We start from the raw sequence: 23,697 nt of genomic DNA on the forward strand, positions 1-23,697 counted from the left end.
GCGTGCATGGGCAGGATTACCAAAGCAGGTGCGTGGTGCAACGGCGAAGTCGCCTACCTCGCCTGGACGGCCGACGGCCCGATTGCCGATTGTCTCGGCTTCATGATTACCCGCGTGCATGAAAACGGACCGGAAGCCGGCGCCCGGCGCATCCTGCCGACCTGGATCGCCTTCACCGACCAGTCCAATCCCGACTGGCTGGAGCAGGACAGCTCGGTCTGGCCGATCCAGCAATATCAGTGGCGCGACCTGACACTGCGCCGCTCCCGCGATGAGGCGGCCGTCCGCCCGATCGATTTCCGCATCCACTACGAGATCACGCCAGTCGGTCTTGCAGGTCCCGGCCGCGCGCCGGTTCCCGTTTCCGACACCGCCCCTTTTCGCGATGAAAACGGCAAGCCGCGTTATGAGGGCGCGCAGCGATCGCTTTTCATTCTGGACGAACCCTTCAAGACCGAGAGCATCGATATCACCCATGATTTCCCGAGCGGCGGCGCGATCAAGGCAACCTATACCAACGGCATCCTTTCGACGCAGAACCTGGTGCGCCAGCTGGAAAAGGTCCAAGGCGTGAAGCCGAAGAATGTAGCGCCCGGTCCGGCGACGCGCGTCACCGAAGGCCTGCTGAAGACGCTGAAGGAGCACATCCCCAGGGAAGACGACCCGATCCGCTTGTTCCTGACGGCCGATGTGCTGAGCTTCCTGACGGAGCTGATCGACCGTGCCGAAAACGGAAATGGCGAACTGTATCTGGCCCTTTACGAGTTGCACGACCCCGAACTGATCCGGCGGCTAACGGCCCTCGTCGCGGCCGGCAAAGCCCATGTGATCCTCTCCACCTCCGGTTCGACAGACCTCAACAAGGACGGCGACCCGCCGCCGAGGAAACCTGTTGTCTGGGACACCGGCAACCATGACGCCCGCGCCGGCCTTCATGCCGCAGCACCCTCGGCAGATCGCGTGCAGGATCGCCTCTTCAACAACAACAGCCATATCGGCCACAATAAATTCGCCGTCTATGTTGAAGGCGGTGTCGCCCGCACCGTCATGACCGGCAGCACCAACTGGACCGAGACCGGCCTCTGCACCCAGTCCAACAACGTCATCCTGATCGAAGACGAGAATGTCGCGGCGCGCTTCCTCGCCTATTGGAAGCTTCTGCGGGACGATCCGCAGCCGGTCGGCGTGCCCCTGACCGTTTCCGACCACGGCGACACCGCCGAAGGCTTCGCGGCGAGCAAAGGCGTTCAGGGAACGGTGTTACGCCAAACGAATGCCGCGCCGACGGTGCCGGTGACGCTGAAGGACGGCAAGACCACTGTCGAAATCCTGTTTTCGCCCAACACCAAGGCCCCGACCAAGAACAAGACCTCGCCGACGCCCGTCGATCTCAGCCGCGTCTATTCGCTGATGGAACATGCCGACGACGCGATCCTATTCCTCACCTTCTATCCCGGCGTGCGCGGCGAACAGAACGTCATCGGCCAGGCGGCTGAAGCCGCCGCCACGCGGCCGGATCTGCTCGTCCAGGGCGCCATCAGCAATCCCGCAGCCCTGCCGCCGGAAAAACCCGGCGAACCCACGACCTATACGAGGCCGGACGGCCAGGTCAGAGATCTGCCCGAGCGGGCGATCTGGTGGCCGGGCGGTGATGCCGGCCGCGTCGTCATGGTGCGGGCGGCGGCGATCTCTACCCAGTTCGGCGATCTCCGTCCCGAATTGCTGAGCGCCGGCCATGCGATCATCCACGACAAGATCATCGTCATCGATCCGCTCGACCCCGACAATTGCACCGTCATAACCGGCAGCCACAACCTCGGCTACAAGGCCTCCTATCAAAACGATGAGAACCTGCTGATCGTCCGCGGCAACCAGTCGCTCGCCATCGCCTATGCGATCCACATCCTCGACGTCTACGACCACTACGTCCTGCGCGCGAAGCTCCAGGAGGAGCTGCGCCAGTCGCTCATTAAAACCGGCCTGCCGCCGAAGGCGGATTCGGGTGGCGGCTTCCTCAACATCAAGGACAGCTGGCAGGGCCGGTGGTTCGCTCCCGCCCAAGGCCCGTCGAGCCGGAATTATTTCCTCGGTCTCTGAGCTGCGCCAGCCGCCGCCCCCTCCCCTTCGTCATGCTCGGGCTTGTCCCGAGCATCTACCCGGACGAAACGTGGCAGATCCTCGGCACAAGGCCGAGGATGACGCCAGACAAAAACCAAAATGCGAAAGGCAGGGATTCGGAACCACGAGGCCTCGGATAAAGACTCGGATCAGAATATATCATTCGATTGACTGATTTGTCGGTTAATGTTATAAATCCGTCATGACCCAAAATAGCGACAACCAAAATCCGCCAGCCTCCGCCCGCGCCGAAGCCGCACGCCAGAAGATGTTGACCGCCGCGCTCGACGTCTTCGGACGCTACGGTTTCGACGGCGCCTCGACGCGCCAGCTGACCGAGGCGGCCGGCGTCAATCTTCAGGCGATCCCCTATTATTTCGGCAGCAAGGAAGGCCTCTACATCGCCACCGCCGAATATCTGATGATGCGGATCGACACGCATGTCAGCGGCATGAGGGCGCGCATCGGCACGCATCTCATGGCGCTTGACGCGGCCGGCAAGCCGCTTGGCGAAGCCGACGCCCGCCTCCTCTTGACCGAAGTTCTCCAAACCATGGTGACGCTCTTCGTCGCCAAGGAATCCGAGCCCTGGGCCCGCTTCCTGATCCGCGAGCAGATGGAGCCGACCGAGGCTTTCAAGCGGGTCTATCAGGGCATCATGCGGCCAATGATCGAAATGGGCCGGCGCCTGGTCGGCGCCATTCTTGGCGAGGACCCGGCCTCCGAGCATGTGCGCCTGCGCACATTCAATCTCGTCGGCAGCATCCTCATCTTCCGCTTTGCCCGCGCGACCGTTCTCGCCCAGATGGAATGGGACACTTTCGGCCCGAAACAGGTGGAACTGCTGCGCGGCCTTGCTGCCGAACTGGTCGATGTCATCGGCCCATCGAAAGGAGGTGCGGCATGAAACGCATCCTTCCCCTCGCCATCCTTCTCCTCGCGGCGGCAGGTGCTGCCGCCTGGTGGTACGGCCTGCCCGAAAAGCTCGGCTGGCTGCCCGAGGCGCGCCGCGAATTCGTTCTCTACGGCAATGTCGATATCCGGCAGGTCTCGCTCGGCTTCCGCGTCAGCGGTCGCATCACCGAACTCCGCGTCGACGAGGGCGATGTCGTCAAGAGCGGAACGGTGCTGGCGAAGCTCGACGCCGCCCCCTATGAATTCGCCGTCCGCACCGGCGAGGCCAATACCGCGGCCCTTCGCGCAACGCTCGACAAGCTCAAGGCCGGCCCACGTCCGACCGAAATCGCCCAGGCGCGCGCCGCCTATGACGAAAGCCTCGCCGATCTGCAGAATGCCAACCTCGCCTATGACCGCGCCCGCCAGCTTCGCCCGCAAGGCACGATTTCCGAAGCGAACCTCGACCAGGCGACCGCCGCAAAGGCGATGGCCGCCGCACGCTCGCAATCCGCCAACGAGGCGTTGAAGCTGCTGCAGGAAGGCTCGCGTGTCGAGGATATCGCCGCCGCCGACGCACAGGTGAAAGCGGCCGAGGCAACGCTCGCCTCGGCCCGCACCTCGCTCGCCGATACGGAGCTGCGCGCGCCGAACGACGGCGTCATCCTCTCGCGGGTGCGGGAAAACGGCGCAATCGTCTCGCCGGCCGATACCGTCTTCGTGCTCTCGCTGACCGAGCCCGTCTGGGTGCGCAGCTATGTCGCCGAGCCCGATCTCGGGCGCATCCACCCCGGCATGAAGGTTTCCATCGCCTCCGATACGGCGCCGGACAAGCCCTACGAGGGCACGATCAGCTTCATTTCGCCGGTCGCCGAATTCACCCCGAAATCGGTGGAGACGCCGGAGCTCAGGACCGACCTCGTCTATCGCCTGAGGATCGTCATCGACAAGCCCGGTCCGGATCTGCGCCAGGGCATGCCGGTCACCGTGCGGCTTTCCCAGCCGACGGCAGGCGGACAATGACTACCGCCGAGCCCGCCCGCCAGACAGGCCGGAACGACAAGCCGCTCGTCCGGATCGACGGCGTCACCAAGCGTTTCGGTGACGCCCCCCCGGCCCTCGACGCCGTCTCTGGCGTCATCGGCGGCGGTGCGATCACCGGCCTCGTCGGACCTGACGGCGCCGGCAAGACGACGCTGATCCGGCTGATGACCGGACTGATGCTGCCCGACGCCGGAACAATGGAGGTTCTTGGTTTTGACACCCGGAAGAACGCCGCCGGCATCCAGACGGCGATTGGTTACATGCCTCAGCGCTTCGGCCTCTATGAGGACCTCTCGGTGCAGGAAAACCTCGATCTCTACGCCGATCTGCGCGGCCTGCCGAAGAGCGAACGCGCGAGCGCCTTCGAGGAGCTGCTGACCTTCACCGACCTCAAGCGTTTCACCGGCCGGCTCGCCGGCAAACTTTCCGGCGGCATGAAACAGAAGCTCGGCCTTGCCTGCGCGCTGTTGAAGAAGCCACGCCTGCTGCTGCTCGACGAGCCGGGCGTCGGCGTCGATCCGATCTCGCGGCGCGACCTCTGGAAGATGGTCGAGAACCTGACTAGGGAAGGCATCGGCGTGCTCTGGTCGACCGCCTATCTCGACGAGGCGGAAGCCTGCGACCACGTGCTACTGCTCAATCAGGGAAAGCTGCTTTTCTCAGGGAAACCAGAAGAGATGACCGCCCGCGTCAACGACCGCGTCTTCCGGGTATCAGGCGTCAGCGGTCGCCGCCGGCAAGTTCTCGCCGAGCTGCTCCAGGTCGATGGTGTCATCGACGGCGTGATCCAGGGTGAGGCGATCCGTCTGGTCGCAGCCAAGGATAAGAGGCCGGACGTAACCAAAGCCGGCGACGGCGCCGCAGTTGCTCTTGCCCCGCCGCGCTTCGAGGATGCCTTCGTCGACATGCTGGGCGGCGGTCCCGGCGGCCGCTCCAGGCTTGCCGAAGCGCAAGAGCCGCTGCAGGCCGAGGGCGACCGGCCGGTGATCGAGGCCAAAGGCCTGACCAAGCGCTTCGGCGATTTCACCGCCGCCGACGACATCAGCTTCGATATCCGCCGCGGCGAGATCTTCGGCCTGCTCGGCCCGAACGGCGCCGGCAAGTCTACCACCTTCAAGATGCTTTGCGGCCTGTTGAAGCCGACCGGCGGCGAGGGCCGCGTCGCCGGCTTCGATCTTCGCCGCGATGCCGCCGAAGCCCGCAACCAGCTCGGCTATATGGCGCAGAAATTCTCGCTCTATGGCGACCTCACCGTCATGCAGAACCTCGAATTCTTCGCCGGCGTCTATGGTCTTCGTGGGCAGCGCAAGCGCGAGCGCATCGAGCTGATGGCCGGCATTTTCGATTTCGGCCGCCACGCCCGCGAACCCGCCAAAGATCTGCCGCTCGGCCTCAAGCAGCGCCTGGCGCTTGCCTGCGCCGTCATGCACGAGCCGCGCGCCCTCTTCCTGGACGAACCGACATCAGGCGTCGATCCGATCACCCGGCGCGAATTCTGGACACATATCAACGGCCTTGTGGAAAAAGGCGTCACTGTGCTCGTCACCACCCATTTCATGGACGAGGCGGAATATTGCGACCGCATCTCGCTGATTTATCGCGGCCGTTCGATCGCGCTCGGTTCTCCCGATGAGCTGAAAGCCCGGGTCGCAACCAAAGAGCAGCCGGATCCGACGATGGAGGACGCCTTCATCGCGCTGGTCCAGCAATCGGAAGCGGAGGATGCCGCATGAGCGCCTCTTCCAGCCGTTTGCGGCGTCTCTCAGCTCTTGTGCGCAAGGAAAGCTTCCAGGCGATCCGCGATCCGAGCAGCATCCTCATCGCCTTCGTATTGCCGCTGATCCTGCTCTTTCTCTTCGGCTACGGTGTCTCGCTCGATACCACCCGCACCCGCATCGGCCTCGTGACCGAGGAGATGACGCCGCTGACGCAGGATCTTTCGGCCAGTTTCCAGGCGTCGCGCTATTTCGACGTGGCGATCGGCCGCGACCGGCGGCTTTTCGAAGAGGATCTCGTGCTCGGCAAGGTGCGCGGCATCGTCGTCATCCCCGCCGATTTCACCACACGCTACACCGCCGGCAACCATCCCTTGATCCAGGTGATCGTCGACGGCTCCGACCCGAACACGGCGAATTTCGTGCAGAACTACGCGCAGGGCGCCGTTGCCAACTGGGAGCAGCAAAGGCAGGCCGACGTCGCTTCCCACAGCCCCGCCATCGCGGTCGAGCAGCGCTTCTGGTTCAATCCGGAACTCACCAGCCGCAATTTCCTCGTGCCCGGTTCGATCGCCATCGTCATGACGCTTGTCGGCACGCTGCTCACCTCGCTTGTCGTCGCCCGCGAGTGGGAGCGCGGCACCATGGAAGCGATGATGGCGACACCGGTGACGGCGGTCGAGCTGCTCGCCGGCAAGATCCTGCCCTACTTCCTGCTCGGCCTCACCTCGATGACGCTCTGTGTGCTGCTGGCCGTCTTTCTCTTCGGCGTGCCGTTCCGCGGCTCCGTCGCGGCTCTTTACGCATTGTCGGCCGCCTTCCTGATCCCGGCGCTCGGCCAGGGCCTGTTGATCTCGACGGCGACGAAAAACCAGTTTCTCGCCTCGCAGCTGGCGCTGATCTCTGCCTTCCTGCCGGCCTTCCTGCTGTCGGGCTTTCTTTTCGAGATCAATTCCATGCCCACCGTCATCCAGTGGATCACCTTCATCGTGCCGGCGCGTTATCTGATCCCCAGCCTGCAGACGGTATTCCTCGCCGGCGACATCTGGCCGATGTTCGGCCGGGCAATCTCCGTCATGCTGACGATCGGCACCATCATGTTCGTGCTTGCCGCCCGCAGCACCAGAAAAAGGATCGGCTGAGATGTGGATAAGGCTCTACGCCCTGATCGTCAAGGAACTGCTCGCCGTGCTGCGCGACCCCAAGGGCCGCGCCATCCTGATCGGCCCGCCGATCGTCCAGCTTCTCGTTTTCTCCTATGCCGCCACGCTCGAAGTCCGCAATGTCGACGTCATGATCCTCAACCGCGACAGCGGCCATTGGGGCCAGGAACTGATCGAGCGCATCGACGGCTCGCCGACTTTCCGCAACATCGAAGTCGCCGCGAGCCAGGCGCAGGTCCAGGTGGCGATCGACAATCAGACCGTGATCGCCGCCGTCGAGATCGGCCCTGATTTCTCGCGCAATATCGAGGCGGGAACGCCTGTTGATCTGCAGGTCGTGCTCGACGGCCGCCGCTCCAACGCCTCGCAGATCGTCGCGGGCTACCTCTCGCAGATCAGCGGCGCCCTCGCCGCCGAGACGCCGGCCGGCAAGCGCGCCGGCGCCGGCATGGTCTCATCCGTGCCGCGCAACTGGTTCAACCCGAACCTCACCTACCAGTGGTTCATGGTGCCGAACCTGATCGCCAGCATCGCGCTGCTGATCGGCCTGATCGTCACGGCCCTTTCGATCGCCCGCGAGCGTGAGCTCGGCACCTTCGATCAGCTGATGGTCTCACCGCTGCGCATGCATGAGATCCTGATCGGCAAGCTGATCCCGCCGATGATGATCGGCCTCTTCCATATCACCGTCTATATCCTCGCCGCCGTCTTCCTCTTCGAGGTGCCGCTGCGCGGCTCGCTCTTCCTGCTTTATGGCAGCGCGATCTTCTATTTGGGCTCGGTCGCCGGCCTCGGCCTCTTCATTTCGGCACTGTCGATGACGCAGCAGCAGGCGATCCTCGGCGCCTTCCTGTTCATGGTCCCGGCCATGCTGCTCTCGGGCTTCGCGACGCCGATCGAGAACATGCCCGGCTGGCTCCAGCCGATAACCCTCATCAACCCGCTTCGCTATTTCCTGGTAATCGTCAAAGGCGTTTTCTTGAAGGATATCCCGCTCGGCGAGGTGGTGAACCAGACGATCCCCCTGGCGCTGATTGCCGCCTTCACGCTCACCGCAGCCGCCTGGCTGTTCCGCCGGCGACTGGAATAAACGCCCTTTCCCGCCAGCGCCTCAGCCGCCTCACAGAATGTGAACCGGGCTTCCAAAGCGTGATTCTCCTGCCGGAACATCGGATTGGCGTGGTCGTTACTGAGACGCAACCCCAGCAAAGGAGAAGCAAAATGTACAAGATCCTACTTGTCTCCAGCGCCCTTGCGCTGTCGTCGCTTGCAACCAACGCTCTGGCTGACGGGGCCGTGACCGGCGCTGCCGGCGGCGCCATCACCGGCGCGATCGTCGGTGGTCCCGTAGGCGCTGCCATCGGTGGCGTAGCCGGCGGTGTCGCCGGTGCCGTGGTCGATCCGCCGCCGCGCGAGGTCGTCACCTACGTTCAGCAGCAGCCCGCCCCGACCTCTCGCGTGGTCGTTGAGCAACCGATTGTCGTCGGCAAGCCGCTTCCGGCCGATGTCGTCGTGACACCGGTGCCTGACAACCCGAAATATGCCTATACCGTTATCAACAATCGCCACGTGATCGTTGAACCCCGCACGCACCGCGTCGTGCAGGTGATTGAATAAACAAGCGGCCGAGACCACTTGCGGCGGCTCGGCCACCTCAGGCCCCGCTTCGGCGGGGCCTTTTTTCGTTCGATGCACTTCATCGCCGAAGCTTCCTCTGCGTTATGATTATCGCTGCTTCAAGCCCTGTAGGCGATGAGCACCGCGCCTCCCGCAATCATTATGACGCCGAGCCAATTCGGCAGCGTTAGGCGTTCTCCAAGGAAAAACACCGCAAAGACCGCCACGAAGACGACGGACAGCTTGTCGATCGGTGCGACACGGGCAGCATCGCCGAGCTTCAGAGCCCGGAAATAGCAGATCCAGGATGCGCCGGTGGCAAGACCGGAGAGTACTAGGAAGAGCCAGCTCCTGCCCGACACCGAAGAAGGCTCCTGCCAATTGCCGGTTATGTAGATCATCATTCCGGCCGCCAGCAGGATGACGATGGTGCGAATGAAGGTCGCAAAATCGGAATTAACGTTCTCGACGCCGACCTTGGCAAAAATCGCCGTGAGCGCCGCGAAGCCGGCGGAAAGAAGCGCCCACAGCGGCCAGCTCGTAAGAAGGCTTTTCATGCGGCTTGCCTCGCCCTGTTATGCCTGTCGACGTCAAACCTATCATAGACAGGAAAAACGAGAACACAGAATAGCTTACGAAGATATCAGACAAGGAACCGCTGACGATGCCCGCATCGCAAGCGGTTCCATATCCCGATCAGACCTTCAGTTCGCGCCGCTCCCGCTCGGTCACTATGGCAAGATCGAGCACCTTCTGCAGGTTGGCGGCATGGCGGAAGTTCGGATCGGGCTGGATTCCGCTTGCCACCGCCTCGGCAAAACGCTGGTAGTTGGTCGGCACCGGAGGGACCTCGATCTCCTTCCAGGTCGCAGTCTCGACATCGTCGCCAAGGCAGCCGCGCAGTTCGGATCCGGCCGGACGATGGATGACCTCGAGGCTGCCCCTTTCGCCGTAGATGCGCAGCTTCAGCTCGTTCAGATGGCCCGTCGCCCAGCGGCTGGCATGGATGACGCCGAGGGCGCCATTGGCGAAATCGACCGACATGGTGAAGCTGTCATTGGCGTCGAGCATATATTCGCCGATCTGCCCGCCCGGCGCCTTGTTGAAGGTCTTCAGCCGCGCGAAGACATGGTCGATGTCGGTGGCGGCGCCATAGGCGGCGAAATCGAGAATGTGGATGCCGACGTCGCCGAGCACGCCGTTCGAGCCGTGGCCGGTGGAAAGCCGCCACAGCCAGGTCGATTCCGTGCGCCAGTCGCCCCAGGCGCGCGAAACCAGCCAGCTCTGAAGATAGGAGGCCTCCACATGCTTGATCGTGCCGAGTTCGCCTGATAGCACCATTTCGCGGGCGCGTTGAAGCGGCGCGACATTGCGGTAGGTGAGGTTCACCATGTTGATGACGCCCGCCTTTTCGGCCGCTTCCGTCATCTCCAGCGCCTTCGGATAGTTTTCCGCCAACGGCTTCTCGCAGAGCACATGCTTGCCGGCGGCGATCAGCGCCAGCGTCGTCGGGTGATGGACACGGTCGGGCGTGATGTTGGTCGCCGCATCGAATTCACCCCAGGCGATCGCCTCCTCCAGGGTAAGAAACCGCTTTTCGATGTTGAACTTGTCGGCAAAGGCGGCAAGCCGGTCGGGATCCGTATCCACGGCGCCGACCACCGTCACGCCGTCGATTTTGCTGAAGTGGGTGAGCTGGTTTTTCGCCATCACACCCGTGCCAAGAACGAGTAGTCGCATGGATGCTCCTCAGCGATAACCGGCTTCGCCGGCCTGGTGCAGTTTCGGGCCGCGTTCGACGATCGGCTCCAGTGCCTTTTCTACCGGCACATTTGGAGCGTCGACAATGCTGGTCAACGCGCCTTGCGGGTTATAGGCCCACTTGACGCCGTTGATCAGCACCTTCTGGATATTGGCGTCGTGATAGGTCGGATAGGTCTCGTGACCGGGGCGGAAATAGAAGATGTTGCCGGCGCCGCGCCGCCAGGTCAGGCCCGAGCGGAACACCTCGCCGCCCTGGAACCAGGAGATGAACACCGTTTCCAGCGGCTCCGGCACCGAGAACTGCTCGCCATACATTTCCTCGTTCTCGAGCTCGAAATGCTCGCCGATGCCGGCGGCGATCGGATGGCGCTGGTTGATCGTCCACAGCCGCTCGCGCTCACCGGCCTCGCGCCATTTCAGCGCGCAGGGCGTGCCCATCAGCCGCTTGAAGATCTTGGAGAAATGGCCGGAATGCAGCACCAGCAGGCCCATGCCTTCCCAGACATGCTTGGCGACGCGCTCGACGACGACGTCGGATACCGCGCCATGATCCTTGTGGCCCCACCAGGTCAACACGTCGGTTTCATCAAGGCGGGCCTCGCTCAGCCCATGCTCCGGCTCCTGCAGTGTCGCCGTCGTCGCGGAGATGTCGGGATCGCTGTTCAGCGCATTGGCAATCGTCGTGTGCATGCCCTCGGGATAGATGCCCCGGACGATCTCATTGGTGTTTTCGTGGATATTCTCTCCCCAGACGACGGTGCGTATGGCCATGATGTGCTCCTCTGGAAGCTGGAAGTATCGAAAGGCGGGAAAAGCAGAATTCAAAGCGCTTTGGAAAAGCGGCGCAATTCGCGCCTCGTCTCCTCCACATCAATGGAACACATAGACCTTTGTCAGGAGTTTGACAAAGGGGAAATTTTCCCGAGAGGGGCCTGGGAAAATTTTCGCTAATATCCGTGCGAAATCAATGCGAAACGGACTTCGAGAACAGATTGACCACGGCGACGCCCGAGATGATTAGCCCGAGGCCGACGATCGCCGGCAGGTCGAGACGCTGCTTGAAGAAGATGAGGCCGACCGAGGAAATCAGCACGATTCCCAAAGCGCTCCAAATCGCATAGGCGATGCCGACCGGGATGCTCTTCAGCGTCAGCGACAGGCAATAGAAGGCCGCCGCATAGCAGGCGACGACGAGTGCCGTTGGCCCGATGCGGGTGAACTGCTGCGACAATTGCAGTGCGGTCGTGCCGATCACCTCGAGCACGATGGCTGCAACGAGCAGCCCATAAATGGCGGCCTGGCTCATGGCTGAATTCCCTACGTTACTTTCCGGTCAGCTCGACAAGGCGATTGATGAGATCCCGCCTCAGAGCGTCGTTGATATCATGGCTTTCCAACGTATCTGCGAACCACAGCCCATCGGCGGCGAAACGCACGATTTGCGCATCGAGCGAGGAGTCGGTGCCGACATATTCCTCGGCCCGCGCCTGCACCCATTGGCGCCAGCGAAGGCGCAGCCGGGGCTCGGCGAGAAGCGCGATCGTCACCTGCGTCCAGCTCCTGGAATCGTCGGGACGATCCTTGAGACCGGACACTGCCCGGAGATAAGCCCGGGTGAAGCGGCCCTGCGGCATCGGATCGCCGCGCATCAGCTCCTCGATATCGGCATCAAACTTTTCGAGCAGGCTCTCGAACAGTGCATCGAGCAGCGCATTCTTCGTCGGGAAGTGATGCAGCAACCCGCCCTTGCTGACGCTGGAGGCGGCAGAGACCGCATCGAGCGTCACGGCCGCCATGCCTTCGCTGGCGGCAAGACGCGCGGTGACCTCCAGCAATTGCTGGCGCACGAGAGCCGGTTGTTTCTTGCGGTGATGAGCGTTCGACATAAGATAATAAAGATACCGTCCGGACGGTTTTGTCAAGAAAAATCAGCTAAAGCCCTTGCAATGCAGCGATTATGCGCAAAATGCCGCGGCACTTTGATGACAGTTGCGATCATTTTCCATCAGGTGCATGAAGGGCCGGGGGAATGGGAATGATATCGGGATGGTTCCGTGACGGAAAAGGTCACCACACTCTATGAGGCGATCGGCGGCGATCCTGCGGTGCGGGCGCTGACGCATCGCTTCTACGAACTGATGGACACGCTGCAGGAAGCCGGCAACGTGCGCGCCGTCCATCCGCCGAGCCTCGAAGGCAGCGAAGAGAAATTCTACGAATACATGACCGGCTACCTCGGCGGCCCGCCGCTCTACACCGACAAGCGCGGTCATCCGCGCTTGCGCAGCCGCCATTTCGTCGCCGAGATCGGCCCTGTCGAGCGTGACGAATGGCTGCTTTGTTTCCGCCGCGCCCTTGACGAAACGATCGCGAGCCAGGCGCTTCGCGATCTCATCTGGGCGCCGGTCGAACGTCTTGCCTATCACATGCAGAACAAGGAATGACGATGAGCCTGAACGCGCGTCTGGAGCCTGTGCTCTATCTCTTCGCCGGCCTGTTCGGTGTATCAGGCGTGGCGCTCGCCGCCCTTGCCGCCCATGGCGGCGGCGAGGCCAATCTGGCAGCATCCGCATCCGCCATGTGCCTCGCGCACGCCCCTGCCCTCTTGGCATTGGCCCTCGGCACCGCCAGGCTCAAAACCGCCTGGCTGGCCGGTTTTCTGATGATCTTGGGGACGCTGCTCTTTGCAGGCGATCTCGTTACGCTCCGCTTCACCGGCTCCAGCCTCTTCCCCTATGCCGCCCCGACCGGCGGCTGGGCGATGATGCTGGGTTGGCTGGCCGTGGCGGCAGGTGCGGTGTTTCGGGTGCGGACGTAGATCTCACCTTCTCCCCGCTGGGGAGAAGGGGAAGGAAGCAGGAACTGCGCCCACAATCGCTACGCTTTATACCCCCTCGACCACATTAAAACCTTCAAAAACCGGCGGCCCCTTGTACATCGCCTTGCGGTCGCCGGCATTGCGGTGCGCCGCGCGAAAATTCTCGGACTTCGTCCAGTTCTGGAAATCCTCTTCGCTGCTCCAGACCGTGTGCGAGGAATAGAGCGTGTAGCCTTCCTCCTCGTTGGCCTTGCCGCGCAGCAGCCGGAATTCGACGAAACCGGGCACTTCGGCCAGGCTTGAATCGCGGTTGCGCCAGACTGTTTCGAAATCGCTCTCGGTGCCGGTTACGACCTTGAAGCGGTTCATTGCGATATACATGAAGTCTCCTTACGCCTTCCTCTTGGCTGCCCTTGCCGCATGCGAGGGAAAGGCGACAACATTATTGCCGTTTGCCGCCGCCGGGCCAAGCGATCTTGTTGTTGCTTCTCCGGGCATGCGCGCTTCCCAGGTCGGAAACAGCGTCACATTCGGATAGAACCGCTGGCGTCCGGCATGTTGCTGGAAAAGTTCGTAGAGTTCGGGCACGAGGCCGTCGCCGCTCTGCGCGGCGAGCTTGTGCAGACCGATCATGGTGAAGCCGTCGGGGCGCTGGTCGTTCATCTGGAATTGTCTCGTTCGTTCATCGTCTGCAGCGCACGCTCCAGGCTGGACTTGCTGCCGTTGCGAAGCGGGATGAAGGCCTTGCCGAACTTCTTGCAGCCGGTCTTCACGCGCAGGCAGGCATCGTGGCTGATACAGTCGATCGGGCAGAAGACGCAGTCGACCGAGGGAAGCACGGTGTCGATGCGCGAAACCGCTTCGCGCAAGCCGCCATCGTGATGAATGAGCTCGGCGCCGAAATTGCTGGCGATCTGGCGCAGATGCGCCACCTGGCAGTCACGGCCGCCGACATAGAGGAAACTGCAGCCATCGAGTTTGGACCGTTCGTGGGATGCCTGTCCGGCCTCATCGCCCGCGCTGTCGCGGACCTCCCGGTTCGATCCCTTCTTGCCCTTGCGAGCCATATACCACCCGTTCGCTCGTTGATCGTCACACGATTCCTGCGTGTGCGGATGGACCTTATTAAACTTGATTTTTGGAGTAAAGTATAAAGTTGAATGTTTTCATCATATTATTCGATCGAGATCGGCAAGGAGATAAAGCTCCTTCCATTGCCACCGGGCGTCGGCCCGAATGGAGCCGCCCGCCTGATGGCATCGATGGCAATCTGATCGATCTCGGGGACGCCAGATCCGTTCACGACGCGAACGGACGTCAGGCCTCCGCTGCCATTCACCGAAAACGAGACGACCACAGTTCCCTCGACACCGCGCGGCGTTCTGATCGCACGGCGAATGCGGCTGCGGACCTTGCCGTCGTAATTGGCAAAAGCTGCACTTCCGATACCATCATTGCTGCTGACACCGCGCGAATTGCGATCCGACTGAGCCGATCGGTCCCCCTCGGCAACACCTTGCACCAAATCCTGCTGCGCATCGCCTTGCGAACCTGCGGCCTTTCGCGGCGGTCGCTTCTTTTCAACCGGTTTCGGTTTTTCCTGCGCCACCAGTTTCGGCTTCGGTTTCGGCGTCACGATCTCTTGCGGCACTTCCTGCTCAGGCTGAACCTCCGCCGTCTCGACCGGTTTCATCTCTTCGGGTTCGACCGCCGCAACGGGTGGCACCTCGGACGGCTGCACTTCCGCAGGAACTTCCTCAAGCTTCTGCTCCTCCGGAACAACCGTCGACATCGGCTGCGCAACGGCGGTTTCAGCGGGCACTTCCGAAACCAGAATCTCCGGCTCCACGGCAGCTGCAGTTTCCGGCGAAACGCGCGTTACCTCGGGAGCGGAAGCCTGCTGTATCGGATCCTGTGTCTCAACCGGAGAGACCTCGGTCGGCTGAACGGCTTCCGTATCCGGCTCGACAGCCTCCGGGATGATCTCTTCCTGTACGGTCGCCTCGGTCTCGCCGGCGGCGGTCTGATCAACGTCCGAGTAGCCGAACATGATGACACTTACGGCTTCACCAGCTTCCTCGACCGCCTTCTCCGGGACGTGCGGGAAGGCGAAGAGCAGCGCTGCGGCAAACGTGGCGTGGAAAATCAGCGAACCAACACAGGTCAGCGCCAGCCGCCGCCGCACCGGCTTCTTCTCGTCCTCCTGCTTCTCCACCGCCGCATCCATCGGCGGCGCGGAAACAGCAGCGGACGGCGCCGCTTCCGGATGGTCGGGAAAGGAGGATATCTGCGCAAAACGCGCGTAGTGGATCACCGTTTCACCGGCCGGCTGCCGTTGCGCGTTGCGCAGTTCGGAAAGCTCGTGGCCGGGGTGCATGCCGGGCGTATTGTCGTTCAGGCTACTGCCGCCAGCTTCCGCCTCCTCGATGAGCACCTGTCTCGATCTGGATTTCGCTGAAATCGCCATTGTCTACGCCTCGGACAGCCAGAAACATCTCCGCCGGGGTTCATCCCCCGGCGTTTTCTTGAGCAATTCCAGCAAAACTGCGTAGCGGTTTTGCGTCCGGAATTGCGTAAAAACAAAGGGATAGAGCATTTCCCGCGTGGAAATGCTCTATCCCTCGAAGGGAACGGAGACCTGTGAGCGGGTGACGAGACCCTTCATGCATTCGCCGGCTGCCGGCCCGTCGCAGACCGGCGTGTCGTTGATGAGGATGCGGGTCACGCTCTCGCATTTGACATTCGGCATGTCGAACTGGCGCACGCGCTTCTTGCCTTGCGGCAGATCGCGGAAATCGAGAACGGTGATCTTGTCGACGGCATTCTTGTCGTTGAAGAAGGCGAGCTCGAAAGAGATCTTGTTGATGGCGGCGGGCAGATTGTTCTCGGCGACGAAGGTCATCATGCAGCCCTTCTGCGAGGGCGCCAGCGCATTGAGTTCGACATCGAGAGACATTGCCGATGCCGCCTCCTGCGCTTGGGCTACGCCCGCAACCGCCATCACCAAGCCGGCCGCAACAGCCGCAAACCTAACCGCCATAACCTTCTCCGCATCGTCGCAATATCGGCAATCCCAAAAACTTGACTGCATTAGTCTCCTATTGCGTCTTTAAAAAATTATGAGTAGGAAAGTCAAGATAATTGTAACCGCAACCGGGAACCTTCCCGGCCTCACGGAATTGCCAGCCGACATGATGGTTGAAAAGCCAGACACCTTTAAGCATGCGCCACTGCCGGGCGAACCCGAGGCGCAACACCGGATCATCGAAAGCGCGGATCTTTTCCGCGGCGCGACCGAGATCATGATCAGACACGACGGGCTGGCTTACCGCCTGAAGATCACCCGTCAGGGCAAGCTCATTCTCAATAAATAGGGCCAATAGGCAGGGGTAAGACATGACTGAGCAGAAAAGACCGGCACCGGCCGAAATCCGTGCGTTTCGCGCTGAAAATCCGAAGATGCGCGAGCGCGATATCGCCGCCCAGCTGAAGATTTCCGAAGCGGCCCTCGTCGCCGCCGAAACCGGTATCAGCGTGACCCGCATCGACGCCAGCGCATTGAAGCTCCTCGAGCGCGTGGAACGCCTCGGCGAAGTACTCTCCTTGTCGCGAAATGAAAGCGCCGTGCACGAAAAGATCGGCATCTTCGAAAACATCAAGATGGGCATACAGAGCGCGATCGTCCTCGGCGAAAACATCGACCTGCGCATCTTCCCGAGCCGCTGGGAACATGGCTTTGCCGTCTCCAAGAAGGATGGCGACCAGGAGCGCCTCAGCCTGCAATATTTCGATAAATCGGGCACTGCCGTGCACAAGGTGCATCTGCGCCCGAATTCGAATGTCGAGGCCTATCACGCGATCGTCGCCGAGCTAAAGCTCGAGGACCAGTCGCAGGAATTCATCGAGGCCGAGATCTCGAATGCCGCCGACGAAGCTGCCGATATCAGCCGCGACGAGCTGCGCGACAACTGGAGCAGGCTCACCGACACCCACGAGTTCTTCGGCATGCTGAAGCGCCTGAAGATCGGGCGCCAGGCGGCCATCCGCAGCGTCGGCGACGACTATGCGTGGAAGCTCGACAACACCGCGACAGCGGAGATGATGCATGCCTCGGTGAAATCAGGCCTGCCGATCATGTGCTTCGTCGCCAATAACGGCATCGTCCAGATTCATTCCGGCCCGATCTTCAACGTGCAGGCGATGGGGCCGTGGATCAACATCATGGATCCGACCTTCCACCTGCATCTGCGCCAGGATCACATCGCCGAGACCTGGGCGGTGCGCAAGCCGACCAAGGATGGGCACGTCACCTCGCTGGAGGCCTACAATGCCGAAGGCGAGATGATCATCCAGTTCTTCGGCAAGCGCCAGGAAGGTGTCGGCGAACGCGCCGAATGGCGTGAGATCATGGAAAACCTGCCGCGGGCGGCAAGTGTCGCCGCATAAGGATCGCAGCAATGACGATGCGTAACAATCTGCGCCGGATCCGCCCCTGGGAACTGGTCCTGACGGCTGTTGTCTTGGCGCTGCCGCTGATCGCGACAGCGCCGGCTGGCCAAAGCTTCGCCTTCGCTGGCACCGCCCTTGCCGAAGAAAAGAAGCTCGACACGTCGCGCCTGGTTTCGGTCGGCGGCGACGTCACCGAAATCATCTACGCGCTCGGCGAGGAAAGCCGGCTGATCGCCCGCGACACGACGAGCACCTATCCGCAGGCAGCCCTGAAGCTGCCGAATGTCGGTTACATGCGCGCACTCTCGCCCGAAGGTATCCTCGCCATGAACCCGACGGCGATCATCGCTGTCGAAGGTTCCGGTCCGCAGGAGGCGCTTGCTGTATTGAAGAATGCCAGCGTGCCCTTCGAGACCGTGCCGAGCCCGTTTACCCGTGACGGCATTCTCGCCAAGATCGATCGCGTTGGCACGCTGCTCGGCGTACCCGACAAGGCGAAGGCGCTGGAAGCAAAGGTAGCGGCCGATCTCGACGCGGCGATCGCCGATGCCGGAAAGCGGCCCGAGGCCGAACGCAAGCGCGTTCTCTTCATCCTCAGCGCCAAGAACGGCCGGATCATGGCGTCGGGCACAGGCACCGCGGCCGACGGCATCATCCAGCTTGCCGGCGCCGTCAACGCCGTCGGCGCCTTCCCCGGCTACAAGCCGCTGACGGACGAGGCGATCGTCGAAGCCAAGCCCGACCTCATCTTGATGATGGATCGCGGCGATGGCGCCGGCACCAGGAATGAGGACCTGCTTGCCCAGCCGGCGATCGCGCTGACGCCGGCGGGCGAGAAGAAAGCGATCATCCGCATGGACGGCATCTACCTGCTCGGCTTCGGCCCGCGCACGGCAGCCGCCGCGCGTGAGCTCAACGCAGCAATCTACGGGGGCTGATCATGGCCCTGCCGCAAGCCATGACGGAAGCAAGGCGACCATTCGCGATGGCAGACCTCCGCGACACCAGCCAGGCGGGCGACAGGACACGGCTCGCCTTGCTGGCGATCGCGCTGCTCGTCGCAGGCGCCGTCTTCTCGATGCTGTTTTCGGTGACGACAGGGGCTTCGGATGCCTCGATCCTCGACGTCATCGGCAAGATGGCCGGCTCCGAGACGGCGCTCAGCGCGCGGGACCGGATCATCATCTTCGATATCCGCCTGCCGCGCGCGATCCTCGGCTTCCTGATCGGCGCCTCGCTTGCCGTCTCCGGCACGGTGATGCAGGGCCTCTTTCGCAATCCGCTGGCCGATCCCGGCCTCGTCGGCGTCTCATCAGGCGCAAGCCTCGGCGCAGTCGCCATCATCGTGCTCGGCGGCGGCATCGCAGCCCCGCTCGTGGCGCTTCTCGCCATCTACGCCCTTCCGGCTGCTGCCTTCGGCGGCGGTCTCGCCACGACGCTGCTGCTCTACAGGATCGCCACCCGCCACGGCCAGACCTCGGTGGCGACGATGCTGCTTGCCGGCATCGCGCTCGGCGCGCTCGCCCTCGCTCTGACCGGCCTGATGATCTACATCGCGAACGACCAGCAACTGCGCGACCTGACCTTCTGGAGCATGGGCTCGCTTGCCGGCGCCACGTGGACCAAGATTGCCGCCGCCGGCCCGATCATCCTGTTGTCCTTCACCGCCCTGCCCTTCATGGCCCGTGGCCTCAATGCCATCACGCTCGGCGAAGCGGCCGCCTTTCATATGGGCGTGCCGGTGCAGCGGTTGAAGAATGTGGCGATCGTCGGCGTCGCGGCTGCGACCGGCGCCGCCGTCGCCGTCAGCGGCGGCATCGGCTTCGTCGGCATCGTCGTGCCGCATATCCTGCGCATGGCGATCGGCCCGGACCATCGTTTCCTGCTGCCGGCCGCAGCCCTTCTCGGCGGCTCGCTGCTGATCTCAGCCGACGTGCTCGCACGCACCCTCGTCGCCCCGGCCGAGCTGCCGATCGGCATCATCACCGCAGCGGTGGGCGGGCCGTTCTTCCTGTGGATCCTGCTGCGGCAGCGCTCGCGTCTTGCCCTGTGAGTAATGTGTGAGTGACTTGAAATGATCGAAGTGTCCGGCCTCTCCGTGCGCCTTTCCGCTAAGACCATCATCAACGACGTCGCCTTCACGGCAAAAGCCGGCGAGCTGACGGCAATCGCCGGGCCGAACGGCTCCGGCAAGACGACGACGATGAAGGCGATTTCAGGCGAACTTGCCTATGGCGGTTCGGTGCGCATCGGCGGCGAGGAAGTGAAGGCGCTGAAACCCTGGCAGCTTGCGGCCGTGCGTGGCGTGCTGCCGCAGGCAAGCACCATCTCCTTTCCCTTCACTGTCCGCGAAATCGTCCGCATGGGCCTGACCTCGGGCCTGAACCTCAACCCCGATAAGTCAGATCAGACGGCCGCCGCCGCTCTCGCCTCGGTCGACCTGACCGGCTTCGAAGGCCGCTTCTACCAGGAACTCTCCGGCGGCGAGCAGCAGCGCGTGCAGCTTGCCCGCGTGCTCTGCCAGATCGCCGAGCCCGTCATCGACGGCAAGCCCTGCTGGCTGCTGCTCGACGAGCCGGTCTCGAGCCTCGACATCAGCCACCAGCTGACCATCATGACGCTTGCCCGCAATTTTTGCGAACGCGGCGGCGGCGTCATCGCCGTCATGCACGACCTCAACCTGACGGCGCTTTTTGCCGACCGCATCGTGCTGATGAAATCCGGCCGGCTCGCCGCCGTCGGCAAGGTCGGCGACGTGCTGACTGACGAAACCATGCTCTCGGTATTCGGCTGTGCGCTCAGGATCAACCAGGTCCCGGCCGACGGCACGCCTTTCGTGCTCGCGCACAGCGCCGTTTCCCGGGCCTAACCGCGCCGCCCAGCGGAACTTTTGATCATCCGGCACGTTTTCGGCAGTGATTTGAGTCAATGCCGGGCGGTCTCATGCATGCAACGATCGGTCATGACCCCCGTAAAGAGCAGGCGGGCTTGCGCGCGCCCCAGCCAATGGAGACAGCCATGACCTATTCCATCTTCCACTCCGGCCGCAGCCGCCGCAACGGCACCTTCCAGAATTTCGAGTCCGGCATCGAGGAACAGATCGAGGCGTTGCGTGACGAACTCGCCGAATTGACACGCCTCGTCGGCAAAAGCTCCCGTCACCAGGGTGACAAGATCCGCAGCCAGGCAAGCACCGGCTATGAAGAACTGCTCGGCCGCAGCGAGGATCTGCTGCGCGAATTGCAGCATGGCTATGAGCGCAGTGCGACCGAAATGCGCGAGACCGTGCGCAAGCATCCCCTGGCGACGATCGGCGCCGCAGCCGCTGTAGGCCTCGCCATCGCCTTCCTTGCCCGTCGCTGAGGAAGCGCGATGCTCTTTTCGATCATCAGCCTGTTGACAGGAGCAAGCGTGCACCGGACCGTAGCGCGCGCCAAGCGTATGAGCATCTTCATCGCGCTTGCCCTGCTTTTCCTTCTCACCGCCTACGCGCTTGTTGTCACCGCCGGCGCCATCTGGCTCGCCAGGATCTACGGCCCGGTCGGAGCCGCCCTATTCCTTGCCGCCGGCGCATTGCTGATCGCCATTATCCTCCTGGTGGTGTTGGTGATCCTCAACGCCCAGGAGAAGCGCCGCGCCCGCGAACGCCGTGCCGCGCTGGAATCCCTGGCGGCAGTGGGCATCGGCCTCGTCCGCGCCCAACCGCTGCTCACCGCCGGCGTGCTGGCGGCCATCGTCGCGGCCAATCTGGTAGGGTCGAAGCGGGAGGATTGAGAGCCGGCCGATCCTCCGCTCGTTCTGCCGCAAAATGAGGAACCGTGGATTGTGCCTCTTTTGTGTACCGCCGAAGATTGGGGTACGACGTCCACCCACCCTCCCTCATTCCTGTGCTCGTCACAGAAATCCAGCCACGGCGCGTCCGCGCCGTGAATGAACCGGTACTTCAACGAAAGAGTCTTTTGCGCCCAAGGACTTGGGCGCACTGGATTCCTGTGACGAGCACAGGAATGAGGGAGGGGAGAGGTAACGACCACCTATTAAAACGATGCAAAAAGCCGGCGCCGCAACAGGCAGCCGGCCTCTCGATCGCTTGTCAAAACGCAAATGCCTTCGACGTCAGCGGCGCCGATGTCGCATCCGGGCCGAAGTCCGCCTCGCCCGAAATCTGCAGCAATTCCTGCAGTCTTTGGCGGGCGCGGTTGACGCGGCTCTTGATGGTACCGACGGCGCAGCCGCAGATTTCGGCGGCTTCCTCGTAGGAGAAGCCCGAAGCGCCGACAAGAATGATCGCCTCGCGCTGGTCGGGCGGCAGCTGATCGAGCGCCTTCTTGAAGTCCTGCAGATCGAGCGCGCCATATTGCGAGGGATGCATGGCCATCGATTCCGTGAACAGCCCGTCGCTGTCCTGCACCTCGCGGCCGCTCTTGCGCATCTGGCTGTAGAGTTCGTTGCGCAGGATCGTGAACAGCCAGGCCTTCATGTTGGTGCCCATCTCGAAGTGGTCCTGCTTGGCCCAGGCCTTCATGATGGTGTCTTGAACGAGATCATCGGCGCGGTCGTGGCGGCCGATCAACGAAATGGCGAATGCTCGAAGGCTAGGGAGGGCCGCCAGCAATTCCCGCTTGAAGCTGGGTTGCACTTTATCTTCCATGCGACGAGTCCTATTCAGCCATCTTGGCGGAAGCCATCATCTCGGCATGGTCGAGCTTTTCGAGAAGATCGAGAAAACGATCCGGGATCGCCTCTTCCTGTGCCGCGGCATAGAGCGACCGCAACCTGACGCCAATCTGGTTGTTCGGGTCCAGGATGTCGCTTGCCCGCAGCTCCAACTTCCGCTGATCCGCTGCCTCTTTATTGCGTGTAGTCATCAACTCGTCTTCTCACCGTTGTCTTTGCCGGGGCGCACATGGAATAATCACGGTTTCAGCGGCCGCCAATGCCACAGATACTGAGTGTTTTACTATCGATATCGCTGGCATCTACCGCTGCATGGGTCAAAATGCTACGCCCTTTCTATGTCGGCTGGGATAATGCGGCGCGACAAAAAAAGTTCCTGCCGTTCCGGAACTTTTTTATCAAGGCGGCGTTAATCGCTCATTGAAGCCTAGACCGGCCTGCATACGGGAGCCATTTATGACACTTTCTACTCGAATTGCGCCGCACCTTCCTTATCTGCGTCGCTATTCCCGCGCCCTTACCGGCACTCAGACTTCAGGCGACGCTTATGTCGCCGCCGTTCTTGAAGCCATTATCGCCGATATATCGATTTTCCCGGATACGGCGAATGACCGGGTTGCACTCTACAAACTGTTTACTCAACTGTTTGGTTCCACCGCCATACAGATTCCGGAGCCGACTTCTCCCTATGCCTGGGAGCAGCGTGCAACGCTCAATCTTTCCAAGGTCTCGCCGGGCGCCCGCCAGGCCTTCCTGCTCGCCGCCGTAGAGAATTTCCGCGTGGCCGAAATCGCGGAAATCCTGGAGTCGGACGAACAGGACGTCATGCTGCTGCTCGACAAGGCCTCGCAGGAGATTTCCCGTCAGGTCGCAACCGATATCATGATCATCGAGGACGAACCGCTGATCGCCATGGATATCGAGCAGATGGTGGAAAGCCTCGGCCACCGCGTCACCGGCATCGCCCGCACCCATGCCGAGGCGGTCGCGCTCTACAACAAGACCAAGCCGAGCATGGTGCTGGCCGACATTCAGCTTGCCGATGGCAGCTCCGGCATCGATGCCGTCAACGATATCCTCAAGACCTCAAGCGTGCCGGTGATCTTCATCACCGCCTTCCCGGAACGGCTGCTGACCGGCGAGCGCCCCGAACCCACGTTCCTCGTCACCAAGCCCTTCAATCCCGACATGGTCAAGGCACTGATCAGTCAGGCTCTCTTCTTCAATGAATCGACCAAAGTAGCCGCCTGAAACGCAATTTTCCGGCCTTCGGAACCAAATTGGCCAAGCAGGCGTTCCGGTGCTACCGGAACGTCCCGGCGGCTTTAACGCTTTTTGCAGCGCTTTGTTCTAGAGTTGGCAGGCGGTTTCTGGAAGGGCGCTCCCTTCAGCGGCGTTCGAGATGTCACAAGGAAAGGCGGCCGAGTGAATACGACTG

29 protein-coding genes are annotated in these 23,697 nt (G+C 62.3%); 17 read left to right on the forward strand and 12 right to left on the reverse strand.

Annotated elements, in window-relative coordinates:
* Window positions 1–6 precede the first annotated feature (6 nt).
* The 7 genes from NE852_RS17115 (at window position 7) to NE852_RS17145 (ending at window position 8,551) form a co-directional block, all read left to right on the forward strand.
* A complete protein-coding gene (locus tag NE852_RS17115) occupies window positions 7–2,097 on the forward strand; it encodes a phospholipase D-like domain-containing protein (RefSeq protein ID WP_008535958.1) in 2,091 nt (696 codons plus the stop codon).
* Between the two features lie 223 nt (window positions 2,098–2,320).
* Window positions 2,321–3,025 (forward strand): CerR family C-terminal domain-containing protein, encoded by a 705-nt coding sequence (locus NE852_RS17120; protein ID WP_258155870.1) that lies wholly within the window; start codon window positions 2,321–2,323, stop codon window positions 3,023–3,025.
* Window positions 3,022–4,035 (forward strand): secretion protein HlyD, encoded by a 1,014-nt coding sequence (hlyD, locus tag NE852_RS17125; RefSeq protein ID WP_258155871.1) that lies wholly within the window; start codon window positions 3,022–3,024, stop codon window positions 4,033–4,035. Before NE852_RS17120 ends, hlyD begins: the two co-directional genes overlap by 4 nt.
* Window positions 4,032–5,789, forward strand: a complete 1,758-nt coding sequence (locus NE852_RS17130; protein WP_258155872.1) for an ATP-binding cassette domain-containing protein — start codon at window positions 4,032–4,034, stop codon at window positions 5,787–5,789. Before hlyD ends, NE852_RS17130 begins: the two co-directional genes overlap by 4 nt.
* Window positions 5,786–6,913, forward strand: coding sequence for an ABC transporter permease (locus NE852_RS17135; protein ID WP_008534428.1), 1,128 nt, complete (start codon window positions 5,786–5,788; stop codon window positions 6,911–6,913). Before NE852_RS17130 ends, NE852_RS17135 begins: the two co-directional genes overlap by 4 nt.
* A 1-nt stretch (window position 6,914) precedes the next feature.
* On the forward strand, window positions 6,915–8,024 hold the full coding sequence (locus NE852_RS17140) for an ABC transporter permease (RefSeq protein WP_008534430.1): 1,110 nt from the start codon (window positions 6,915–6,917) through the stop codon (window positions 8,022–8,024).
* Between the two features lie 131 nt (window positions 8,025–8,155).
* Complete coding sequence (locus NE852_RS17145; RefSeq protein ID WP_008534431.1) at window positions 8,156–8,551, forward strand: DUF1236 domain-containing protein; 396 nt, start codon at window positions 8,156–8,158, stop codon at window positions 8,549–8,551.
* Between the two features lie 119 nt (window positions 8,552–8,670).
* On the opposite strand, the gene NE852_RS17150 is transcribed toward NE852_RS17145, so the two are convergent.
* The 5 genes from NE852_RS17150 to NE852_RS17170 form a co-directional block, all read right to left on the reverse strand.
* Window positions 8,671–9,108 carry an EamA family transporter gene (locus tag NE852_RS17150; protein WP_008534434.1) on the reverse strand — a complete coding sequence of 146 codons (438 nt, stop codon included), beginning with the start codon at window positions 9,106–9,108 and terminating at the stop codon, window positions 8,671–8,673.
* Between the two features lie 139 nt (window positions 9,109–9,247).
* Window positions 9,248–10,291 carry a Gfo/Idh/MocA family protein gene (locus NE852_RS17155; protein ID WP_008534436.1) on the reverse strand — a complete coding sequence of 348 codons (1,044 nt, stop codon included), beginning with the start codon at window positions 10,289–10,291 and terminating at the stop codon, window positions 9,248–9,250.
* A 9-nt stretch (window positions 10,292–10,300) separates the two neighbouring features.
* Window positions 10,301–11,086: a ThuA domain-containing protein gene (locus tag NE852_RS17160; RefSeq protein ID WP_008534437.1), complete on the reverse strand. Its 786-nt coding sequence runs from the start codon at window positions 11,084–11,086 to the stop codon at window positions 10,301–10,303.
* Window positions 11,087–11,279: 193 nt separating this feature from the next.
* Window positions 11,280–11,621 carry an SMR family transporter gene (locus tag NE852_RS17165; RefSeq protein ID WP_008534440.1) on the reverse strand — a complete coding sequence of 114 codons (342 nt, stop codon included), beginning with the start codon at window positions 11,619–11,621 and terminating at the stop codon, window positions 11,280–11,282.
* Window positions 11,622–11,637: 16 nt separating this feature from the next.
* Window positions 11,638–12,201 (reverse strand): TetR/AcrR family transcriptional regulator, encoded by a 564-nt coding sequence (locus NE852_RS17170; protein ID WP_008534442.1) that lies wholly within the window; start codon window positions 12,199–12,201, stop codon window positions 11,638–11,640.
* Window positions 12,202–12,369: 168 nt separating this feature from the next.
* Between NE852_RS17170 and NE852_RS17175 the strand changes: the two genes are divergently transcribed.
* Window positions 12,370–12,759, forward strand: coding sequence for a group II truncated hemoglobin (locus NE852_RS17175; protein WP_008534444.1), 390 nt, complete (start codon window positions 12,370–12,372; stop codon window positions 12,757–12,759).
* Between the two features lie 2 nt (window positions 12,760–12,761).
* The gene (locus NE852_RS17180) at window positions 12,762–13,133 is read left to right on the forward strand and encodes a DUF423 domain-containing protein (RefSeq protein WP_258155873.1); all 372 of its coding nucleotides are present in this window, start codon (window positions 12,762–12,764) and stop codon (window positions 13,131–13,133) included.
* A 66-nt stretch (window positions 13,134–13,199) separates the two neighbouring features.
* Here NE852_RS17180 and NE852_RS17185 read toward each other — a convergent pair whose 3' ends face one another.
* From NE852_RS17185 to NE852_RS17205, 5 genes are all read right to left on the reverse strand, one after another.
* Window positions 13,200–13,514, reverse strand: a complete 315-nt coding sequence (locus tag NE852_RS17185; RefSeq protein ID WP_008534456.1) for an antibiotic biosynthesis monooxygenase — start codon at window positions 13,512–13,514, stop codon at window positions 13,200–13,202.
* Window positions 13,515–13,523: 9 nt separating this feature from the next.
* Complete coding sequence (locus tag NE852_RS17190; RefSeq protein WP_008534457.1) at window positions 13,524–13,796, reverse strand: hypothetical protein; 273 nt, start codon at window positions 13,794–13,796, stop codon at window positions 13,524–13,526.
* Window positions 13,793–14,200, reverse strand: coding sequence for a DUF2325 domain-containing protein (locus tag NE852_RS17195; RefSeq protein WP_008534459.1), 408 nt, complete (start codon window positions 14,198–14,200; stop codon window positions 13,793–13,795). The genes NE852_RS17190 and NE852_RS17195 overlap by 4 nt, the downstream gene beginning before the upstream one ends.
* A gap of 107 nt (window positions 14,201–14,307) precedes the next feature.
* The gene (locus tag NE852_RS17200) at window positions 14,308–15,600 is read right to left on the reverse strand and encodes an energy transducer TonB (RefSeq protein ID WP_008534462.1); all 1,293 of its coding nucleotides are present in this window, start codon (window positions 15,598–15,600) and stop codon (window positions 14,308–14,310) included.
* 147 nt (window positions 15,601–15,747) lie between these two features.
* Entirely contained in the window at window positions 15,748–16,173 is a 426-nt protein-coding gene (locus NE852_RS17205) for a hypothetical protein (protein WP_258155874.1), read from the reverse strand.
* A gap of 151 nt (window positions 16,174–16,324) precedes the next feature.
* On the opposite strand from NE852_RS17205, the gene hemP reads away from it, so the two are divergent.
* From hemP to NE852_RS17240, 7 genes are all read left to right on the forward strand, one after another.
* Window positions 16,325–16,507 carry a hemin uptake protein HemP gene (gene hemP, locus NE852_RS17210; protein WP_008534469.1) on the forward strand — a complete coding sequence of 61 codons (183 nt, stop codon included), beginning with the start codon at window positions 16,325–16,327 and terminating at the stop codon, window positions 16,505–16,507.
* A gap of 22 nt (window positions 16,508–16,529) precedes the next feature.
* Window positions 16,530–17,579: a hemin-degrading factor gene (locus NE852_RS17215; protein WP_008534470.1), complete on the forward strand. Its 1,050-nt coding sequence runs from the start codon at window positions 16,530–16,532 to the stop codon at window positions 17,577–17,579.
* A gap of 11 nt (window positions 17,580–17,590) precedes the next feature.
* The gene (locus NE852_RS17220; RefSeq protein WP_008534471.1) at window positions 17,591–18,520 is read left to right on the forward strand and encodes a hemin ABC transporter substrate-binding protein; all 930 of its coding nucleotides are present in this window, start codon (window positions 17,591–17,593) and stop codon (window positions 18,518–18,520) included.
* Between the two features lie 2 nt (window positions 18,521–18,522).
* Window positions 18,523–19,635 carry an iron ABC transporter permease gene (locus NE852_RS17225; protein ID WP_037174954.1) on the forward strand — a complete coding sequence of 371 codons (1,113 nt, stop codon included), beginning with the start codon at window positions 18,523–18,525 and terminating at the stop codon, window positions 19,633–19,635.
* A gap of 21 nt (window positions 19,636–19,656) precedes the next feature.
* A complete protein-coding gene (locus tag NE852_RS17230; RefSeq protein WP_008534475.1) occupies window positions 19,657–20,451 on the forward strand; it encodes a heme ABC transporter ATP-binding protein in 795 nt (264 codons plus the stop codon).
* Between the two features lie 149 nt (window positions 20,452–20,600).
* The gene (locus tag NE852_RS17235; protein ID WP_008534476.1) at window positions 20,601–20,945 is read left to right on the forward strand and encodes a DUF883 family protein; all 345 of its coding nucleotides are present in this window, start codon (window positions 20,601–20,603) and stop codon (window positions 20,943–20,945) included.
* 9 nt (window positions 20,946–20,954) lie between these two features.
* Window positions 20,955–21,356, forward strand: coding sequence for a hypothetical protein (locus NE852_RS17240; protein ID WP_008534479.1), 402 nt, complete (start codon window positions 20,955–20,957; stop codon window positions 21,354–21,356).
* A 319-nt stretch (window positions 21,357–21,675) separates the two neighbouring features.
* Here the strand turns inward: NE852_RS17240 and NE852_RS17245 are convergent, their stop codons facing one another.
* A complete protein-coding gene (locus NE852_RS17245; RefSeq protein ID WP_004677121.1) occupies window positions 21,676–22,233 on the reverse strand; it encodes an RNA polymerase sigma factor in 558 nt (185 codons plus the stop codon).
* A gap of 10 nt (window positions 22,234–22,243) precedes the next feature.
* Entirely contained in the window at window positions 22,244–22,450 is a 207-nt protein-coding gene (locus tag NE852_RS17250) for a NepR family anti-sigma factor (RefSeq protein ID WP_008534490.1), read from the reverse strand.
* Between the two features lie 265 nt (window positions 22,451–22,715).
* On the opposite strand from NE852_RS17250, the gene NE852_RS17255 reads away from it, so the two are divergent.
* Window positions 22,716–23,510 (forward strand): response regulator, encoded by a 795-nt coding sequence (locus tag NE852_RS17255; RefSeq protein ID WP_008534494.1) that lies wholly within the window; start codon window positions 22,716–22,718, stop codon window positions 23,508–23,510.
* Window positions 23,511–23,697: the final 187 nt, after the last annotated feature.

The sequence above is a fragment of the Rhizobium sp. Pop5 genome, assembly GCF_024721175.1.
In the GTDB taxonomy this organism is placed as follows: domain Bacteria; phylum Pseudomonadota; class Alphaproteobacteria; order Rhizobiales; family Rhizobiaceae; genus Rhizobium.

Excerpts from the sequence above, each read along its gene's own strand:
- NE852_RS17200 (WP_008534462.1), bottom strand. The coding sequence starts at position 15,600 with ATGGCGATTTCAGCGAAATCCAGATCGAGACAGGTGCTCATCGAGGAG.
- NE852_RS17255 (WP_008534494.1), top strand. The coding sequence starts at position 22,716 with ATGACACTTTCTACTCGAATTGCGCCGCACCTTCCTTATCTGCGTCGC.
- NE852_RS17155 (WP_008534436.1), bottom strand. The coding sequence starts at position 10,291 with ATGCGACTACTCGTTCTTGGCACGGGTGTGATGGCGAAAAACCAGCTC.
- NE852_RS17150 (WP_008534434.1), bottom strand. The coding sequence starts at position 9,108 with ATGAAAAGCCTTCTTACGAGCTGGCCGCTGTGGGCGCTTCTTTCCGCC.
- NE852_RS17215 (WP_008534470.1), top strand. The coding sequence starts at position 16,530 with ATGACTGAGCAGAAAAGACCGGCACCGGCCGAAATCCGTGCGTTTCGC.
- NE852_RS17225 (WP_037174954.1), top strand. The coding sequence starts at position 18,523 with ATGGCCCTGCCGCAAGCCATGACGGAAGCAAGGCGACCATTCGCGATG.
- hemP (WP_008534469.1), top strand. The coding sequence starts at position 16,325 with ATGATGGTTGAAAAGCCAGACACCTTTAAGCATGCGCCACTGCCGGGC.
- NE852_RS17165 (WP_008534440.1), bottom strand. The coding sequence starts at position 11,621 with ATGAGCCAGGCCGCCATTTATGGGCTGCTCGTTGCAGCCATCGTGCTC.
- NE852_RS17205 (WP_258155874.1), bottom strand. The coding sequence starts at position 16,173 with ATGGCGGTTAGGTTTGCGGCTGTTGCGGCCGGCTTGGTGATGGCGGTT.
- NE852_RS17220 (WP_008534471.1), top strand. The coding sequence starts at position 17,591 with ATGACGATGCGTAACAATCTGCGCCGGATCCGCCCCTGGGAACTGGTC.
- NE852_RS17195 (WP_008534459.1), bottom strand. The coding sequence starts at position 14,200 with ATGGCTCGCAAGGGCAAGAAGGGATCGAACCGGGAGGTCCGCGACAGC.
- NE852_RS17230 (WP_008534475.1), top strand. The coding sequence starts at position 19,657 with ATGATCGAAGTGTCCGGCCTCTCCGTGCGCCTTTCCGCTAAGACCATC.
- hlyD (WP_258155871.1), top strand. The coding sequence starts at position 3,022 with ATGAAACGCATCCTTCCCCTCGCCATCCTTCTCCTCGCGGCGGCAGGT.
- NE852_RS17250 (WP_008534490.1), bottom strand. The coding sequence starts at position 22,450 with ATGACTACACGCAATAAAGAGGCAGCGGATCAGCGGAAGTTGGAGCTG.
- NE852_RS17145 (WP_008534431.1), top strand. The coding sequence starts at position 8,156 with ATGTACAAGATCCTACTTGTCTCCAGCGCCCTTGCGCTGTCGTCGCTT.
- NE852_RS17115 (WP_008535958.1), top strand. The coding sequence starts at position 7 with ATGGGCAGGATTACCAAAGCAGGTGCGTGGTGCAACGGCGAAGTCGCC.
- NE852_RS17180 (WP_258155873.1), top strand. The coding sequence starts at position 12,762 with ATGAGCCTGAACGCGCGTCTGGAGCCTGTGCTCTATCTCTTCGCCGGC.
- NE852_RS17135 (WP_008534428.1), top strand. The coding sequence starts at position 5,786 with ATGAGCGCCTCTTCCAGCCGTTTGCGGCGTCTCTCAGCTCTTGTGCGC.
- NE852_RS17190 (WP_008534457.1), bottom strand. The coding sequence starts at position 13,796 with ATGAACGACCAGCGCCCCGACGGCTTCACCATGATCGGTCTGCACAAG.
- NE852_RS17235 (WP_008534476.1), top strand. The coding sequence starts at position 20,601 with ATGACCTATTCCATCTTCCACTCCGGCCGCAGCCGCCGCAACGGCACC.
- NE852_RS17160 (WP_008534437.1), bottom strand. The coding sequence starts at position 11,086 with ATGGCCATACGCACCGTCGTCTGGGGAGAGAATATCCACGAAAACACC.
- NE852_RS17245 (WP_004677121.1), bottom strand. The coding sequence starts at position 22,233 with ATGGAAGATAAAGTGCAACCCAGCTTCAAGCGGGAATTGCTGGCGGCC.
- NE852_RS17170 (WP_008534442.1), bottom strand. The coding sequence starts at position 12,201 with ATGTCGAACGCTCATCACCGCAAGAAACAACCGGCTCTCGTGCGCCAG.
- NE852_RS17240 (WP_008534479.1), top strand. The coding sequence starts at position 20,955 with ATGCTCTTTTCGATCATCAGCCTGTTGACAGGAGCAAGCGTGCACCGG.
- NE852_RS17185 (WP_008534456.1), bottom strand. The coding sequence starts at position 13,514 with ATGTATATCGCAATGAACCGCTTCAAGGTCGTAACCGGCACCGAGAGC.
- NE852_RS17120 (WP_258155870.1), top strand. The coding sequence starts at position 2,321 with ATGACCCAAAATAGCGACAACCAAAATCCGCCAGCCTCCGCCCGCGCC.
- NE852_RS17140 (WP_008534430.1), top strand. The coding sequence starts at position 6,915 with ATGTGGATAAGGCTCTACGCCCTGATCGTCAAGGAACTGCTCGCCGTG.
- NE852_RS17130 (WP_258155872.1), top strand. The coding sequence starts at position 4,032 with ATGACTACCGCCGAGCCCGCCCGCCAGACAGGCCGGAACGACAAGCCG.